14 protein-coding genes are annotated in these 16986 nt (G+C 59.4%); 8 read left to right on the forward strand and 6 right to left on the reverse strand.

Translation table 11 applies throughout. The features are described 5' to 3' along the window. The coding region (locus tag B0G52_RS14745; RefSeq protein ID WP_094045574.1) for an IS91 family transposase at positions 1-864 on the forward strand (864 nt) is incomplete at its 5' end. A 228-nt stretch (positions 865-1092) separates the two neighbouring features. On the opposite strand, the gene B0G52_RS14750 is transcribed toward B0G52_RS14745, so the two are convergent. After that, positions 1093-2187, reverse strand: coding sequence for a glycosyltransferase family 4 protein (locus B0G52_RS14750; protein WP_094045576.1), 1095 nt, complete (start codon positions 2185-2187; stop codon positions 1093-1095). 193 nt (positions 2188-2380) lie between these two features. On the opposite strand from B0G52_RS14750, the gene B0G52_RS14755 reads away from it, so the two are divergent. From B0G52_RS14755 to B0G52_RS14780, 7 genes are all read left to right on the forward strand, one after another. Continuing rightward, positions 2381-3883: a sugar ABC transporter ATP-binding protein gene (locus B0G52_RS14755; RefSeq protein ID WP_094045578.1), complete on the forward strand. Its 1503-nt coding sequence runs from the start codon at positions 2381-2383 to the stop codon at positions 3881-3883. A 17-nt stretch (positions 3884-3900) separates the two neighbouring features. Next, positions 3901-4896 carry an ABC transporter permease gene (locus B0G52_RS14760; protein ID WP_094045580.1) on the forward strand — a complete coding sequence of 332 codons (996 nt, stop codon included), beginning with the start codon at positions 3901-3903 and terminating at the stop codon, positions 4894-4896. A 124-nt stretch (positions 4897-5020) separates the two neighbouring features. After that, complete coding sequence (locus B0G52_RS14765; RefSeq protein ID WP_094045582.1) at positions 5021-6004, forward strand: ABC transporter substrate-binding protein; 984 nt, start codon at positions 5021-5023, stop codon at positions 6002-6004. Between the two features lie 135 nt (positions 6005-6139). Next, positions 6140-7756, forward strand: a complete 1617-nt coding sequence (locus tag B0G52_RS14770) for a helix-turn-helix domain-containing protein (RefSeq protein WP_094045584.1) — start codon at positions 6140-6142, stop codon at positions 7754-7756. Further along, positions 7757-8596: a cache domain-containing protein gene (locus B0G52_RS36630; protein WP_369827062.1), complete on the forward strand. Its 840-nt coding sequence runs from the start codon at positions 7757-7759 to the stop codon at positions 8594-8596. It abuts the gene before it with no gap. A gap of 5 nt (positions 8597-8601) precedes the next feature. Then, complete coding sequence (locus B0G52_RS36635; protein ID WP_369827063.1) at positions 8602-9516, forward strand: sensor histidine kinase; 915 nt, start codon at positions 8602-8604, stop codon at positions 9514-9516. Positions 9517-9532: 16 nt separating this feature from the next. Next, positions 9533-10516 carry a substrate-binding domain-containing protein gene (locus B0G52_RS14780; RefSeq protein WP_094045586.1) on the forward strand — a complete coding sequence of 328 codons (984 nt, stop codon included), beginning with the start codon at positions 9533-9535 and terminating at the stop codon, positions 10514-10516. An 83-nt stretch (positions 10517-10599) separates the two neighbouring features. On the opposite strand, the gene B0G52_RS14785 is transcribed toward B0G52_RS14780, so the two are convergent. The 5 genes from B0G52_RS14785 to B0G52_RS14805 form a co-directional block, all read right to left on the reverse strand. Further along, a complete protein-coding gene (locus B0G52_RS14785; protein WP_198960651.1) occupies positions 10600-11814 on the reverse strand; it encodes a YheC/YheD family endospore coat-associated protein in 1215 nt (404 codons plus the stop codon). 80 nt (positions 11815-11894) lie between these two features. Next, on the reverse strand, positions 11895-13067 hold the full coding sequence (locus B0G52_RS14790) for a YheC/YheD family endospore coat-associated protein (RefSeq protein WP_369827064.1): 1173 nt from the start codon (positions 13065-13067) through the stop codon (positions 11895-11897). Next, on the reverse strand, positions 13064-14440 hold the full coding sequence (locus tag B0G52_RS14795; protein ID WP_094045588.1) for a YheC/YheD family protein: 1377 nt from the start codon (positions 14438-14440) through the stop codon (positions 13064-13066). Before B0G52_RS14795 ends, B0G52_RS14790 begins: the two co-directional genes overlap by 4 nt. Further along, positions 14421-15593, reverse strand: coding sequence for a YheC/YheD family endospore coat-associated protein (locus B0G52_RS14800; protein WP_094045590.1), 1173 nt, complete (start codon positions 15591-15593; stop codon positions 14421-14423). Before B0G52_RS14800 ends, B0G52_RS14795 begins: the two co-directional genes overlap by 20 nt. After that, positions 15568-16935, reverse strand: a complete 1368-nt coding sequence (locus B0G52_RS14805; RefSeq protein WP_094045592.1) for a YheC/YheD family endospore coat-associated protein — start codon at positions 16933-16935, stop codon at positions 15568-15570. The genes B0G52_RS14800 and B0G52_RS14805 overlap by 26 nt, the downstream gene beginning before the upstream one ends. Positions 16936-16986 lie beyond the last annotated feature (51 nt).

Genomic DNA, 16986 nt, shown 5'->3' on the forward strand with positions numbered 1-16986 from the left:
ACATTTGGGTCGAAACTCAACTTTAACCCTCATGTGCACATGTTAGTCACAATGGGAGGCATGAAGGCAAACGGGGAATGGAAGACCTACGATTACGTCCCGTTTGAGAAGCTGCGGAAAGTGTGGCAGACCGTCGTGCTTAAGCTGATAAGACGAACCCTAACGGAGGAAGAAAAGCGGCAGGTGCAACCGTTGTTGCAGCGGGCATATCAGAGCAATGATAAGGGCTTCTACGTACATGCGCCAAAACAAAGAGGGAATGTGAAAGCCCAACTGGGCTACATTGGACGATACATCCGCAGACCGGCGATAGCTGTAGAGCGAATCGTATCTTACGATGGGGAATATGTTGTATTTCGGTACCACGACAAAACGGAGGATACGGATAAGGAAGAGCAGGTCACCGTGGAAGAGTTCATTTCACGGCTTATTCGACATATTCCGGAAGAGCAATTCAAGATGATCCGCCATTACGGGGTATACGCAAGGCGGGCGAAGAAGATGAGCAAGGAGAAAGTAAAGGTGTGGCAAGAAACGGTGAAGCGGACGCTAGTGAAGGTGAAGCAACGGATTAGACGTAAATGGAAAGAACGGATACAGACACAGACGGGAAAAGACCCGATGGTCTGCGCGAAATGTGAATGTTACTATGAATACAAGGGAGAAGTCTGTCTGGAGAAAGGGCAATTAAGGGTGAAGTACGCCTCCTGTAAGACGACGAAAGCCACATTAGAGAGGATGATCCGAGATCTCACCGGTATCGAGGAAACGAAAACCAGAAAAGAAGAAAAAGAAGTCATCCGTGAGTGCAAGCCGGCGAATGTTAGACAAGCAGCAAGTCAATTATGTCTGTTTGAGATGTGAAGAAACGGAGCAAATTCCGCTAGGGGTGGTACAGGATTTTGATCGAATGGACGGTGGAGATCCGAGTGTACCGCCTAAATTTGCATGTGAGCATTGCGGAGGAGAAATGTATCCGGAATATTACAAAGGGGTTCGTGGACACGAATATAAAGTTACGGATATTCTCCAAACCCAAAAGGACCGTCAGGGCGAACTTCCCTGACGGTTTTTCTTATCTGCGGGAGCCGTCTACGTTTTCGAGGCGTAGATCCGGCCCAGCTTGGCGGCGGAAGCCCGCCAGCCGAACTTGCGCACGCAGTCCCTGCGGGCCGTTCTTGCCATGCGCATTCGCACGGCGCGATTGCCTGCCAGCTTGGCGATCGCGGCGGCGAACGCCTTCGGCTTGCGGTAACGGCGAACGAGAATTCCGTTGCGGTTGTGCCGCACGATCTCCTTGATGCCGCCGTTCGCGGAAGCGATGACCGGCACGCCGGAAGCCATCGCTTCCACGTTCACCAGCCCGAACGCTTCATGTTTCTGCGAAGGGCAGACGAATACGTCCGCTTGGCGAAACACGCGGTGGATGCGGCGATGCGGAACGGTTCCGAGAAACCGGGCGTTCACGCGGAGCTTGCGGGCAAGCGAGCGCATGCGCCCCATATAGCGCGGCCGAGGGGAACCGCCCGCGATGATCGCGCGAATCGGCCGTCCCGCTGACTTCCGCGCGAGCTTGATCGCCTTCAGAAGAACGGGCACGCCTTTGCGCGGAATAACCCGGCCGGCGAACAGCACGGTGAACGCGCGCCCTGCGCCCCGCGATCTTGAAGGCTTGAACCTGCGCGTATCCACGCCAAGCCACACTTTGCGAATTTTGCCCGACGAGCGCGGAAACCGGGAGGCAAGCTGGCGCTTCAGCGAAGAGCTGTTGGCGATGACGACGTTGGCCCGGGAGAGTCCGGCGGCCGCGGCAGAACGAGTCGCGTACGGGGCGGAGACGAATGTCAAGGAATGCAGGAAGAGCGAGACCGGAACGCCGGGGAGCATGCGCTTGATCGGCCCGACGAAGCGGGGGCGGTTGTCGATCTGCACGAGATCGAAGCTTTTTCCCCGGATGAATTTCCTGACATGGGACAGGTAGGCCGCCGGATTGCCGGAAGGCACTCTGTAAATATGGACGCCGCCGACGACGGAATGTCGGGGATAACGGGAATAAGTCCGGCTGACGATCGTGACGCGATGGTTCCTCGCAAGCTGCTTGGCCAGAGCCAAAATCGTAATTTCGACCGATCCGCCAAGCGTCGGAGGGACGGGAATTTGTTCCGGGGCGACGATCAGAATGCGCATCTTTTTATGAACACCTGCTCGCGTAATTTATTTGCTGGATCCCCACAATTTATGATCGACCGGCAGCGTTCGCGTAGGACAAATACCGCCTGTCATCGTAAAATGTTCACCTTTTTTGTGTAAGAAAATAAATTCAGCCTCCGGCCGATCCCCTATACAATGGGCACAGACGCAAAAAAGAGGGGGTGTACGGATGGTCAACCAGCCGCTCGTCATCATGGAAGGGATCGAGAAGTCGTTCCCGGGCGTGCACGCCTTGAATCAATGCCGATTGGAGCTTCGCGCGGGAGAGGTACACGCTCTCGTAGGAGAAAACGGGGCAGGCAAGTCGACGATGATGAAAATATTGACGGGCGTTTACCGGAAGGATGCGGGACGGATCGTCTACAAGGGGCAAGAGGTGGACATCCCGAATACGAAGGCGGCCCAACAGATCGGCATCGGCATGATCCACCAGGAATTGAACTTGATGCCGCACCTTACGGTGGCGCAGAACATCTATATCGGACGCGAGCCGCGCCGGAAATTCCGGCTGCTGCTGAACGAGAAGGCGTTGGAAGAGAAAGTCCGGGAGCTGTTCCGGACGATGAACCTGGATCTCGATCCCCGGGCCAAAGTGTCGGATCTGACCGTAGCGAAGCAGCAAATGGTCGAGATTGCGAAAGCGTTGTCTTTTCGTTCCGAGGTGCTCATTATGGACGAACCGACCGCCGCTCTGACGACCTCCGAGATCGAGGAATTGTTCCGGATGATCGAGCAATTGAAAGCGTCGGGCGTCGGCGTTGTCTACATCTCGCACCGGATGGACGAGCTGAAGCGGATTACGGACCGGATTACGGTCATGCGCGACGGCTGCTACATCGATACGGTAAATACGGCGGAAGTGTCGGTGGACCGAATTATCTCGATGATGGTCGGCCGGGAAATCTACCATTCCGTCGAACGGACGGCAATCGGCGATTCGGCGGAGACGGTGCTGGAGGTTCGCGGACTGAACCGGGGCAAGGCGGTGCGCGACGTCGGCTTCCATCTGAAGAAAGGCGAGATTCTCGGATTCGCCGGGCTGATGGGCGCCGGCAGAACCGAGGTGGCCAGGGCGATCTTCGGAGCGGATCGCATCGATTCGGGGGAAATTCTGATCCGCGGCAAGCGGGTCAGCATCCGCAGTCCGTATGACGCGGTCAAGCACGGCATCGGCTACCTGTCCGAAGATCGCAAACGCTTCGGACTGCTCGTGGACATGGACGTTCAGTCCAACGTGGCCATCGCGTCCTACGGCAAGTTCAGACGTCTCGGCTGGATGAAGCGGGATGCGATCGAGAGCTCGGCGGAACAGGTCGTAGACGCGCTTAAGGTAAAGACGCCTAACGTGAGCCAGAAGGTGAAATTCCTGTCCGGAGGCAACCAGCAGAAGGTCGTCATCGGCAAGTGGCTGACGAAGGACAGCGATATCCTCATCTTCGACGAGCCGACGCGAGGCATCGACGTCGGAGCGAAGGGGGAAATCTACAAGCTGCTTGAGGAACTGGCGGAACAGGGCAAATCGATTATTATGATTTCTTCCGAATTGCCGGAAATTTTGCGAATGAGCCACCGCGTCATCGTCATGTGCGAAGGCCGGATCACGGGGCAGCTTACGAGGGAAGAAGCGGATCAAGAGAAAATCATGAAGTTCGCCACGAGCCGCACGGGCTGAGACAGGGGGGATGCGACATGAAAGTCGCCTTAACGAACAAGAAACAAATTCAGATCAAATCGGGCGTTCTGCAGCAGCTGCTTGCCTTCGCAAGCTTGATCGTCCTCGTACTCGTATTCACGCTGTCCTCCGATAACTTTTTTCGCTTCGACAATCTGATGGGCATTCTGCTCTCGACCGCCGTCATCGGCGTGCTGGCCCTCGGGTCGACGTTCGTCATCGTCACCGGAGGCATCGACTTGGCGGTCGGGACGGTCATGACGTTCAGTTCGGTCATGACCGGCGTCATCATCACGTTCTGGAACCTGCCGATTCCGTTCGGCATCGCCGGGGGGATCGCGACCGGCGCGGCGTGCGGGCTGATCAGCGGCCTGGCGGTCGCGAAGATGAAGATTCCGCCCTTCATCGCCACGCTGGCGATGATGATGATCACGAAAGGGCTGTCGCTCGTCATCTCCGGCACGAAGCCGATTTACTTCGACGAGCCGCACGCCGCGGATTTCTCGAAAATCTCGCTCGGATCGGTCACGAAATGGTTGATCGGCGTGGAAATTCCGAACGCGGTGCTCATCTTCTTCGGGCTCGCGATCGTGGCCGGACTGCTGCTGACGAAGACGATCGTCGGGCGGTACAACTTCGCGCTCGGCAGCAATGAGGAAGCGACCCGGCTGTCCGGCGTTAACGTCAACCTGTGGAAAATCGTTATTTACACGATTACCGGCGCTTTCGCCGGCATCGCCGGCATCCTGATGGCTTCCCGCCTTAATTCCGCCCAGCCGGCGCTCGGCACGGGCTACGAGCTGGAGGCGATCGCCGCCGTCGTCATCGGCGGAACGTCGCTGAGCGGCGGGCAGGGCACCATCCTCGGCACGGTCATCGGGGCGCTGATCATGAGCGTGCTCACGAACGGGCTGCGGATCTTGTCCGTGCCGCAGGAATGGCAGACCGTCATCATCGGGCTCGTCGTCATCGGCGCCGTCTACGCGGACATTCTTCGCCGGCGCAAAGCTTAAGCCAAGCGCCATGCGCTGGCAACAGGGGCGCGCAGCGGAAAGAACGAACATCGGTATATCCTCCGCTCAGGAGCGACATACGCGTCACCGCATTCATTTCCAATCGAGAAGGGGAGACTCGCAAATGAAATCGAAAAAGCTCGGTTTGCTCGTTCTGACCGGCATGCTGGCCATGACCGTTCTGGCCGCATGCGGCAGCGACAAAGAAAACGCGAAGGAAGCTCAAGCATCCGGAGGCAAGCTGTACATCCCGGTTATCTCCAAAGGCTTCCAGCACCAGTTCTGGCAGGCGGTGAAGCAGGGCGCCGAGAAGGCCGCTCAAGAATTCGACGTCGAGATCACGTTCGAAGGCCCCGAGACGGAAACCCAGGTCGACAAGCAGATCGAGATGCTGCAGGCGGCGCTCGACAAGAAACCGGCCGCGATCGGCTTCGCCGCGCTTGACAGCAAAGCCGCGACGCCGCTGCTGGAGAAGGCGAAAGCCGCCAACATTCCGGTCATCGGCTTCGACTCCGGCGTAGACAGCGACATTCCGGTGACGACGGCGGCGACGAACAACGCGGCCGCCGCAGGCCTCGCGGCGGAAAAAATGGCGGAGCTGATCGGCGGCAAAGGCGAGATCGCGCTGATCGTGCACGACCAGACGAGCCGCACCGGCATCGATCGCCGCGACGGCTTCAAAAACCGCATCGAAGAGAAGTATCCCGACATCAAGATCGTCGATATCCAATACGGCGGAGGCGACCATCTGAAGTCCACCGACTTGACGAAGGCGATCATTCAGGCCCACCCGGACATCAAAGGCATCTTCGGCGCCAACGAAGGCTCCGCGGTAGGCGTCGTCAATGCCGTGACCGAGCTGAAGAAGGAAGGCCAGATCGTCATCATCGGCTACGATTCCGGCAAGCTGCAGATGGACGCGGTCCGCAGCGGCAAGATGGCCGGAGCGATTACGCAAAATCCGATCGGCATCGGCTACGAGACGGTCAAGGCGGCCGTGCAGGCGAAGAACGGCGAGAACATTCCGAAGTCGATCGATACCGGCTTCCTCTGGTACGACAAGACGAATATCGATTCGGACGAGATCAAGCCGCTGCTGTACGAATAAAATAGCGTTTTGCTCCGCGGAAGGGGGTTGCCTGGCAATATCGGGCAGCCTCGCTTTCGCTGTTTTCAACGGATGGGACGATCGATTATACTCGGATAGAGGATCTCGCAAGAGCGTTGCTTGGGGGGAAGCGGGATGTACAGAATTATGTTGATCGACGACGAGGACGAGGTCAGGGAAGGCATCAAGGCGAAAACGCCGTGGAAGGAATGCGGCTTCGAGCTGGTCGGGGATTTCGAGAACGGCCGCGACGCATGGGAGGCGATGGACGGCCTCAAGCCTGATGCGGTCATTACCGATATTTGCATGCCGTTCATGGACGGATTGGAGCTGACCGGGCATATTTACGAGCGGTACCGGGACGTGAAGGTCGCCATCGTGACAGGATTCGAGGATTTCGATTACGCCCAGCGGGCGATCAAGCTTAAAGTCAACGATTACTTGTTGAAACCGCTTAACTCTCAGGAGTTTACCGAATATTTGCTGCGGATGAAGCGGGAGCTCGACGAGGAGCATGCGCGCAAGCAGGATCTGAGCCGATTGCGCAGCCAGCTTCATCAGAGCTTGCCGCTGCTGAAGGAACGGTTTCTGGAGAAGTTCGCCTCCGGGGCGATGACGGGCGAGGAGCGCGAAGCGGGAATCGGAACGTACGCGGCGAGCTTGACCGGGCCGGCCTATGCGGCGATCGTCGGCGAGCTGGACGAACCGGGAGAGGACGGCGGCCTGCTGTCCGATTCCGATCAGGAGCTGCACCGGTTCGGCTTCTATAACATCATGCAGGAGATCGTCGAGTCGGAGGGGGACGGCGTCGTCTTCCGGACGCGCGACCGTAAGGTAGCCGCGTTCCTCTCCGTGCCGGAAACCCATTCGACGTTGGAGGCGGAGAAGCTGGCCGGCCATGTGCGCCACAGCGTGGAGAAGTACTTGAAGCGCACGCTGTCGATCGGCATCGGGCGCCCAGGGACCTCGATCCAGGAGCTTCCGGGCTCGTTTCGGGAAGCGCTTTCGGCGCTCGACTACCGGTTCATGCTTGGGTCGAACCGGACGCTCTCCATACAGGACGTGGAGTTCGGCCGGGGCTCGGGACAGGCGGCCGCCCCGGACAACGAATGGGAGAAGAAGCTGATCAGCGCCATGCGCACCGGCAACGGAGACATCGTGGCCCGGGCGCTCGAAGCCGGCTTCGCCGAGCTGAAATCGTCCGGCTTGCCGGCGAACGAAGCTTACGGACACCTGAACAAACTGATCGCCGCGCTGATGAACTGGGTTGCCGAGACGGGGCTTGAGCCGGAATCGGGACCGGGCAACGGCGTTTTCTCGCTTATTCGCGAGATGAAGACGCTGGACGAAGTGCGCGTCTGGCTGGACGGCACGTGCCGAAGCATTCTGGAGGAACTGTCCGCCAAGCGCTCCAACGTCACGCATTCGCAGATGATCGAAGCGGAGCGGTATATTAACGAACATTATATGAACGAAGAGCTTTCGCTTAACGACGTATGCGGCCATCTGTACATGAGCACCAGCTATTTCAGCTCGCTGTTCAAGCAGCATACGGGGACGACGTTCGTCGACTATTTGACGAAGCTGCGCATCGCGCAAGCGAAGCAGCTGCTCGCCATCACGTCTCACAAGACGTACGAGATCGCCCAGAAGGTCGGCTACGGCGATCCGCATTACTTCAGCGTTATTTTCAAACGGCATACGGGTACAACGCCCAAGGAATACCGCGCCGCGCAGAAAGGGATATCCTGAATGAGAGCTTGGCGTCCGTTTCGGTTCAAGAGCATCCATACGAGCATCGCCATCGCTTTCTCCTGCCTGATCGTGGCGGTGACGGTGCTGCTGACGTTCAATTCTTTCCGGCTGTCGGAGGAAGCCGTCACGGACAACGCCATGACGTATACCGGACAATTGGTCGATCAGGTGAATACGAACATTCAGACGTACTTGGACAATATGGTCAGCATGTCCGCTCTGGCGCTTAGCGGCGGAGAGCTGGAGGACGCCGCGCTTGTCCGCATGCCGCTGTCTTCGGAAGGGGTGGAGCGGAACGAGAAGATCGGTAAATACTTCCGCTCGATCGTCCGTTCGCGAGACGACATCGCGACGATTCTGTTCGTCGGAGAGAACGGCAACGTCGTCTCCGACCGGCAGGATGCGGAATTCAAGCCCGCGGAAGATCTCCGGTCCCAGGATTGGTACCGCAATGCGATGGAGGCGCAGGGCAAAGTCGTCATCAGCTCTTCGCACGTGGAGCATCTCTACAAAGGCGAATACAGATGGGTCGTCTCGATCAGCAGGCAGCTGGGCCTTCCCGGCCTCCCCGGCGGGGGCGTGCTGATGGTCGATCTCAAGCTGAACGTCATCAACAATCTGTGCCGGCAGATCGAGCTGGGCAATCGGGGCTACGTGTTTATTCTCGATCCGGCCGGAGACTTGATCTACCATCCGCAGCAGCAGCTGCTCTACAGCCGGCTGAAGTCGGAGGCGATCAGACGCTGCTCGGGACGAAGGACAGCTCGATCGAGCTCGAGGAAGACGGGGACCGCAAAATCTATACGATTCGCACGAACGAATTCGGCTGGAAAGTGATCGGCGTGACGTATCCCGACGAGCTCGTCGGCAACAAGGGAGAAATCCGCACGACTTCGATCCTGGTAGGCGTGGCGTTCCTGATCGTGGCGCTGTCGATCTCGGTGTTCCTGTCGTTCCGGCTGACGAAGCCGATCAAGCGGCTGGAAAGTCTGATGAAGAAAGTGGAGAAGGGCGATTTCGACTTGCGCGTCGAGGTCGAGTCAACCGACGAGATCGGCAAGCTGTCCCGCTCCTTCAACCTGATGATCGGCAAAATCAAAGATTTGATGGGCCAGATCGTCGAGGAGCAGGAGATGAAGCGGATCAGCGAGCTGAAGGCGATGCAAGCGCAGATCCATCCCCATTTTCTGTACAATACGCTCGATTCGATCATCTGGATGGCCGAGATGGGCAAGATGGCCGACGTCGTGAAAATGACGGGAGCGTTGGCCAAGCTGTTCCGCTCCAGCATCAGCAAGGGCGACGAGCTCGTGCCGATCGAGGTCGAGCTGGAGCACATCCAGAACTATTTGACGATCCAGAAAATCCGCTACAAAAACAAATTTACGTACGACATCGACGTGGACCCGGACATTCTGTCGTGCAAAACGCTGAAAATCGTGCTGCAGCCGCTTGTCGAGAACGCGATCTATCACGGGCTGAAGCAGCAGGCCGTCATCGGTCATATTTCCGTCACGGGCCGCCGGGAAGAGGACGGCATCGCGCTCCGGGTCATCGACGACGGCGTCGGCATGAACGAGGAGCAGCTGCAGTCGCTGGCGGAGAAATGGCGGCACGCCGAGGGCGGCAAAGGGGTCGGCTTGCAGAACGTCAATCACCGGATACGGCTGTATTTCGGGGAGATCTACGGCTTGCGCATCGAGAGCGAGCCCGAGGAAGGAACGACGGTGACGCTGCGGCTGCCGGAAATCCGATAAGAGAGGGGATGGAGCAATGCGCAAAATCGCGATCGGAGGCATCGCCGCCGTTCTTCTCGCCGCGGCCGTCGGCGCCGTTTATTTGACGTTTTTCCATTCCTGGGCGGACAAGAGCAAGCCGATCGTGTTCGTTCCGAAGACGGTGGACGGGCGCATCGACTTCTGGCAGGTGCTCGGCCAAGGCGTCTACTTGGCGGCCAAGGAATTCGGGGAAGAGGTTCAGACGGTGGGCGCGATCGCCGAATCGGACATCGAAGGGCAGATCGCGCTGTTGGAGAAGGCGATCGCGGAACGTCCGAAGGCGATCGTCCTGGCCGCTTCCGACTACAACTTGACGGTGCCGATCGCGACGAAGATCCGCGACGCGGGCATTCCGCTCATCACCGTCGATTCCGGGCTGAACGGGGGCATCTCCCGCAGCTTTATCGCGACGGACAACTACAAGGCCGGGCGTCAGGCGGGAGAGGCGATGGCCAATCTGGCGACCCGGGACGAGCCGATCGCCGTCGTCAGTTTCATGAAAGGCTCGAAGACGGCGATGGAGCGGGAGAGCGGGGTGCGGGACCGAATGAAGGAGGCGGGCATGTCCGCCGTGGACGAGACGACGTACTATTCGGAGTCCTCGGTCGAGAAAGCGTACGAAATCGTGAAGGAGCTGCTTCTCGACAAGCCCGACTTGCGCGGGCTCGTCTGCTTGAACGAGATGACGACGGTCGGAGCGGCGCGGGCGGTCAAGGAACTGGGCTTCGACGGGCGGCTGAAGATGGTCGGCTTCGACAGCTCCACCGAGGAGATTGCGTATTTGGAGGAAGGCGTCATTCAGGCGATCGTCGTCCAGAAGCCGTTTAATATGGGCTATCTGGCGATCAGGGCGGCGGTCGACGTCACCCGCGGCAGGAAGGTGGAGCCGCTGATCGATACCGGGTCGGAGCTGATCACGAAAGAGAATATGTACACGAAAGAAAACCAGAAGCTGCTGTTTCCATTCGACGCCCAGTAGCGAGCAGCGGCCGGGGCGCTCCCCGCCGATAAGCCCGCCCGGCGGCGCCGGGCGGCGCGCGCAAAAGCGCGGAAGACGCCTCCTTACGTAGATAGACCGTAAGAGGCGTCAGCGCCTTCCGCAGCTTCCGAGGACGAGCGATGCTCCGCAATCGCTCCGGCGCCGGCGGAGACGCCCGGCGGCGCTTTGGGGGCGCGCAAGCCGCGCTTCTCCCGGTAAGCCCACAGCGCGTATTCGATCGGGCGCACGATCGCCTTGCGATACACGTCCCGTTCCCCCGCTTGCTGGAATACTTCCCGCGAAGGCTTCGGATTGACCTCGATCAGCCAGATTCTTCCGTTCCTGTCGATAGCCAGATCGAGCGCCAGCTCGCACAGCGCCCCGTAAGTCGCTTCCAGGTGGCGCGCCACGTCGACTCCGAACGCTTCGGCCGTCTGGCGGATTTGCCGGATATCGTTCTCGCTGCCGATCCATTGCCGCAGCAGATCGTTCATCGACGCCGCCTCGCCTCCGCCGTGCAGGTTGGAGGTGATGCTGCGAAGAGGGCCGATCCGTCCCGCGCAGCCGGTCACTTCCCATACGCCGGAACCGTTTTTCTGCACGAGCATCCGATAGTCGTGCACCCTGCCGCTGGGCAGCTTGATGTTCAGCCCCTGCTGAACGATGTAGCGATCCCCCTTCTTATCCCAGCTTTCCAGAGCGGACGCCAGGCGACCGCGCGAAATGTGCCTGGGCTGGACGATCGACCGGGAATGATTGCGCCCTTGCAGCAGCAAGGTGCCGTCCCGCGCGCGTTCGATGCGCAGAATGCCTCTGCCTCCGGTTCCGTTGATCGGCTTCAGGTAGACGGTCGGATATCTCTTCAGCAGGAGAGAGACGTCCTCCGGAGACTGGTACAGCTTCGTAGTCGGCAAGTGCGCGCGGAAGGCCGGCACTTTGCTTAGCGTGCGATAGACGGTCCATTTGTTGCGAAGAGGCCGGTTGAGAAAATGAAGATGGGAGTACCGCTTGCGGAAGGCAAGCAATTGCTCGAAGCGGTAGCTCTTCTGAATCCGGCAGCGGTCGTAGATGACGTTCGGGAAGCGAACCCAGCGCCGGCTCCATTTCTTCGTCTCCGTGTTGTACAGTTGGGCGCGGATAAGCCCTTTGGCGTCGTCAACGTCCTGCGGGGTAAATACGAAGACGGACAGGCCGATCCGCTTGCCCGCCGCGATCATTTTCTCGTAAACCGGCCTTTCTTCCAACGCCTTCGATTCGTTCAAATAGAGAGTCAGTATGCCAAGCACGGGCTGTCGCACGGCCGTTCACCTCCGCCCGGCGGAAGCGGCGGCCAGCGGCGGGCTGCCGCCCGGAGCAAGAGCAGGTACTTTGTTCGACGTCACGTGGCCACGCCTCCCCTGGATTCGTGCTTCAGCCGGTGCAAGTAGAGGCTGTATTGGAAAATGCGCTCCAGCGACTTGTTGCGAATGTGCGGTTCGTCGAATTTCATCGGCTTCGAGTTCGCTTCGAAAAACCAGACGTGGCCGGTCGTATCCACGCCGAGGTCCATCGACATTTCGCATAGCCGGCTGTGCGCGGAGCGTTCGATTTGCTTGGCCAGCGTAATCGTCGTACCCTTGACCTTGCCGAGCACCTTGCCGGCTTTCTCCTGCCCGAACACCGATACGAGCAGCTTCTCCGGCTCGTCGATGTAGCCTCCGCGCGGCACGTGGGTCGTAATGCTGGAATCGCCGGCGACTCTCGCGCCGATGCCGGACAATTCCCATTGGCCGACGCCGTTCTTCTGCACGAGCGCCCGCAGGTCGAACGGCCGGTTGTTTACGCTCGCCAGCGAAATGCCCTGCTGGACGATGTACGGCTCTCCCAACCGTTCCGATTGCCGGGAGACGCGGTCCCACAGTCGTCTCATCGTCCCCGCGCGGAAAGTCCGGCTGCCTTTCTCTTCCTGGATTTGCAGGCGATAGGGCAGCTTCTTCTCCGGTTGCACGGTTACGGTCATAATGCCGACGCCGGCTTTGCCGCGGACCGGCTTGAGGTAGAGAAGGCGATGCTTCTTAAGAAGACCGCTCAGGACGAGCGAGTCGGTCAGCTTTTTCGTTTCCGGAATATAAGGCTTCGTCGCCTTGCTCTCGTTCAGCCACTGGAACAGCGACCACTTGTTGAAGAAACGCCGGTTGAACAGCCGAATGTCGGGCTGCTTCGCCAGGGCGGACAGCTTCTTCTTCACCCTCGGCAATCGCTCGTCTTCCCGCTGGGGAATCCGGTTGTATACGATGTGGGGGCGAGGAAACCACGCTTGCACCCACGTTTCGTCCGATTCGCGGTAAGTGAAGCCAAGCACCTTGTGCGCCTGAAGCTTCAGATTTTTTACGGTCACGACATAAGTGAGAATGCCCATCTGCTGCCCGGTCTGGATCAAATCCGCGAAGTTGCCCCGATTGCCCCGAAACAGTTGAATATCGTCTTCGATCGTAAGGATCGCGACGACCGGCTTGTCGGCCGTCGCTTCCATTACGCCTGATTTGGTCGAGAGAGATTTAGGAATCGTCAAGATTCATCCCTCCTGCGGAATTTACTTAGATAGAGGCAGTGCTCGAGAATGTATTCCAGCGAGGCTTTGCCCTGATCCTTCAAGGCGGGATGCTTGAAAATCGATCTGCCCGGCTTGGCGTTCGCTTCGAACATCCACACATCGCCTTCGCGGTCGATGCCGATATCGAGGCCGAGCTCGCCGAGCTGGTGCGAATAGTTGCGTTCGATCGCTTCGGACAGCCGGACGGCGACCGTCTTGGCTTCCTTCAGCACTTCTTCCGAACGCGCTCCGAACGTTCGGCCGAGCGCCTGCTCGGGCGTCATGAGCGAGCCTCCGTTTTTGATGTGCGTCGTGACGCTGCCGCGCCCGGCTTTCTTGGCGCCGATGCCGGCGACGACCCATTCGTTGCGGCCGTCCTTATGCATGTGAAACCGGAAGTCGATCGGACAATTGTCGATTTCGACAAGGCGGATGCCTTGCTGGGCGACGTAATTGTTCAAGCTGCTTCCGTGCCTTGTCTTCAGCATCTTCATCAAGCTGCCGAAGGTGCTGAAGCGAAGCAGCACGTTGCCGCCGCTTCTGCGGTAGCGGATGAAGTAACCTTTGCGCGGATGGTAGGTCAGCCGGTAGATGCCGGCCCCCAGACTTCCCGCGCTCGGCTTGTAATACAGGAATTGATGCTTCTCCAGCAGCTCCTTGATTTTCTCCGGCGACGGATTGTTGACGGATTCGGGCAAGTGGCGGAGCGCTTCCGGATCGTTGTCGAGCAGCTTGTAGACGTCCGCTTTGTTGAAGAAGCTCCAGTTGAAGAACGGAATCTTCTTGCGGATAAAACGTTCGCGAAGCGACGTAATCGTTGCGCCCGTCTCCGCCCGCCGGCTCGGCAGCCGGTTGTAGATGACGTCGGGAAGCGGCACGACGCGCCGCGTCCAGCCTCCTCCTCCGTCGAGAAACCAGCCGTGAATCGTTTCTTGCTGCCAGTTGATGTCCCGCGGCGTAAACGCGAACATGTAAGCGCGTTTCTGGCCGAGGCCCAGCAGCTGCCTGACGAAGCCGGTCCGTTCTCCGAACGGGGCCGCGGAGGAGCGGGCTCCGCTGTCGGTCAGCACTCCGATCAGCGGGCCCAGCTGAATGTCTTCCCCTTCTTCCCCGACAAGATAGACGCTTCCCGACTTCGGAATCCGCACGGAACGGCGAAGCCCCGCGGACATGTACACGTGGTTGCCTTTGCGCTTGATGGTTCGAACCGTGGCGGGCACGACGTCTCTGCCGAGCTTGACGTTGACCGATTTACGTCCGCCCAGCTTGAGCAGCTTCGCAAGCGGGCTGGAGAACCATACGATACGTTCCGGCTGCTGTGTGAAATGGACGTTACAGATGGTCAAACTCATGAATTACCCTCCCAGGTGGTCGAAGCAAGATGGATTTGGCATAGGACAGAGGCTGCTCCGCCGCTGCCGCCGCTGCTTCTTCGCCGGCGGAGCCCATGGCGGCGCGACCGGGCTTGGAGTTGGCTTCCAGAAACCAAAGCTTGCCGCTCCGTTCTATTCCGAAGTCCAAACCGATTTCGGCGAATCTCCCAAAAGTTTGTTCCAGACGCGAGGCGATCGACGAAGACAGTCCGGCGATCTCCTCCAGCAGCTCGCTTCCCCGGCGTTCTCCGAACTGCGCGGCGAGCGCGGCGGCGGCCGAAGCGGCCGTTCCGCCCCCGTGCAGATTGGCCGTCACGGACGAGGGGGAACCGATTCGGGCGGCGACGCCGGTCAAGGACCATCTGCCTCTGCGGTTTTTCTGCATTAAGGCGCGCACGTCGTAGGGCTCTCCGGAGGAGCTCCTCAAATCCAGCATCGGCTGCATCAGATACAGCCTGCCGCCGATCCAGCGATCGACCCTGCGCAGCGCGTCCGCTTCGTCGGCGCAGCTCCGCGCGATCGGCCGGTTGCGGTCGTCCCTTCCGGTCAGCGCGACCGTTCCGTCCTGCCGGAGCGTCACGGCCAGCACCCGCTTGCCTTGGCTTCCGGCGACGGGCTTGAGGAAGGCGGACCGGTTATGCTTGCGCAGCCAGGAGCCCAGAGAGGGAATGCCCTCGTAGATCGCCGTAGGCGGCAAGTAAGCCGACAGAGCGCGGTCACGTGCAAGCATCTCGCAGACTTTTCCTTTATGCGGCAGCATTCCGTTGAGGAATACGAGCCTTTTGGCGGCTTGAACCGTCTTCAGGGCACGCCGATACCGCAGCTTCTCCTCCTCCGAGTCCGGCCAAGCGCGGTCGTAGACGACGGAAGGCAGCTTGCGCCTAGCCGGCTTCCAGTCCCGCAGCTTCTCATTCCAGATCCATCCCTTGACGGAATCGTCCCGCGGGTTCCACGTCCAGGGAGCGAAGGCGAACAGCCGAATGCCCAGCTTCTTGCCGATGACGGACAAACGCTTGACGTAACAGCTTTCGGCGAACGGCGGGCGGCCTTGACGCTCGCAGACGAGCACGCCGAGCTCTGCCGGCGAAGCGTGCGCGAGTACCGCCTCAGAAACCTGAAATGTACCGGGCATATTGGATCAGCATCCGTACCGAGGGACGGATTTTTCCTTCCTTAAGCGGTGTGTTGTCGTTTTTCGAAGGCTTGGAATTCACCTCGAGCAGCCATACCCGGCCGGACGTATCCAGCGCGAGATCGATGCCGAGCTCCGCGAAGTGCGCGGGAATGTACATATCGATGCCTCTGGCGATGTCCAGAGCGGCCCTCGACAGGCGCAAGGAAGCGTCTCCCCGAAACTGGACGGGAAGATTGGACTTGGCGACGGATTCCCGGACGGTCGACAGCGTGCCGCCTCTGGCCAGGTTGGAGACGAAGTGATGGCTGCCCGCCGTTCGGGCGACAATCGAGGTGATCGCCCATTTGCCGCTGGCGTTCTTCTGTGCGAGCGCCCTGTAATCGACCGGCCGCCCTCCGATTTCGATCAAATGCAGCCCTTGCTGAATGAGATAACGGACGGTTTTCATCTTGCCGGCCAGCGTGGAGAACAGCTTCACCAGACTGCCGAACGTCTGCCGCTTCGTGCCCATGGCGGTGGCGTAAGACGCTTGCCAGCTGTCCGGGCCGAGACGGGATACGCGAATGATGCCTTTGCCGAGACTGCCCCTTACCGGCTTAAGGAATACGGTGCTGTATCTGGAACACATGCTTTTGAGCATCGTATAGTTATGCAGGGAATGGGATTCCGGCAAGTACTTCTGCAAACCGATGTCTTTCTTGAGCGCGTCGAACACTTCCGACTTGTCGAGGAACTTCTCGTTGAACACGTGCGCGCCGAAGCGGCGTTTGATCTCTCCCATGAACTGCTGGACGATCGGTCTGTTCTCCAGCTTGCGGGAGGTGAGACGGTTGTTGACGACGTCGGGCGCCGGGAGCGATATCCTGTGCCAGCCTTTGGTGTACACCCAGCCTTCCACGGAGGAGAGACTTGACCCGATGGCGTTCGGAGTGAAAAAATACACGTATGCGCCTTGGCTTCGGCAAGCGTCCGTCAGCTCGCGGCAGAACATCGTGATATCCCCGAACGGTTTATCCGGCTGATTGGAATGATCCCGGCTGACCAACACGCCGATCAGCGGGCCAAGGGCGAGCGTCCGGGTCGAGGCCTGATACAGCAGCCGCAGCGGAGTGCCCGAGTAGATGCCCATCCGGCGGGCCAGCGTCTGGCTGATGCGCAGCCCCTCGTACCGGGGAACCGGAACGACGGTGACGGAATGGCGGAAAGAACCGAACTGCAGGGCAAGATGCTGCTGGGCGGGTATTCTCCACTGCTTCATCAGGGATTCCCCCAGCATCAGGACGTCGTCGGACAGAATGCCGGAACTGACGACATGGACGTCGATTTTCGGGGTGGACATGTTTCGTACTCCTTCCACCTTTGCGAATGTCGCGGAGAAGGCTTCTAGGCT

Origin of the sequence: Cohnella sp. SGD-V74, from assembly GCF_003001675.1 — a bacterium.
Classification (GTDB): Bacteria; Bacillota; Bacilli; order Paenibacillales; family Paenibacillaceae; genus Cohnella.

Excerpts from the sequence above, each read along its gene's own strand:
- B0G52_RS14750 (WP_094045576.1), bottom strand. The coding sequence starts at position 2,187 with ATGCGCATTCTGATCGTCGCCCCGGAACAAATTCCCGTCCCTCCGACG.
- B0G52_RS14755 (WP_094045578.1), top strand. The coding sequence starts at position 2,381 with ATGGTCAACCAGCCGCTCGTCATCATGGAAGGGATCGAGAAGTCGTTC.
- B0G52_RS14760 (WP_094045580.1), top strand. The coding sequence starts at position 3,901 with ATGAAAGTCGCCTTAACGAACAAGAAACAAATTCAGATCAAATCGGGC.
- B0G52_RS14765 (WP_094045582.1), top strand. The coding sequence starts at position 5,021 with ATGAAATCGAAAAAGCTCGGTTTGCTCGTTCTGACCGGCATGCTGGCC.
- B0G52_RS14770 (WP_094045584.1), top strand. The coding sequence starts at position 6,140 with ATGTACAGAATTATGTTGATCGACGACGAGGACGAGGTCAGGGAAGGC.
- B0G52_RS36630 (WP_369827062.1), top strand. The coding sequence starts at position 7,757 with ATGAGAGCTTGGCGTCCGTTTCGGTTCAAGAGCATCCATACGAGCATC.
- B0G52_RS14780 (WP_094045586.1), top strand. The coding sequence starts at position 9,533 with ATGCGCAAAATCGCGATCGGAGGCATCGCCGCCGTTCTTCTCGCCGCG.
- B0G52_RS14795 (WP_094045588.1), bottom strand. The coding sequence starts at position 14,440 with ATGAGTTTGACCATCTGTAACGTCCATTTCACACAGCAGCCGGAACGT.
- B0G52_RS14800 (WP_094045590.1), bottom strand. The coding sequence starts at position 15,593 with ATGCCCGGTACATTTCAGGTTTCTGAGGCGGTACTCGCGCACGCTTCG.
- B0G52_RS14805 (WP_094045592.1), bottom strand. The coding sequence starts at position 16,935 with ATGTCCACCCCGAAAATCGACGTCCATGTCGTCAGTTCCGGCATTCTG.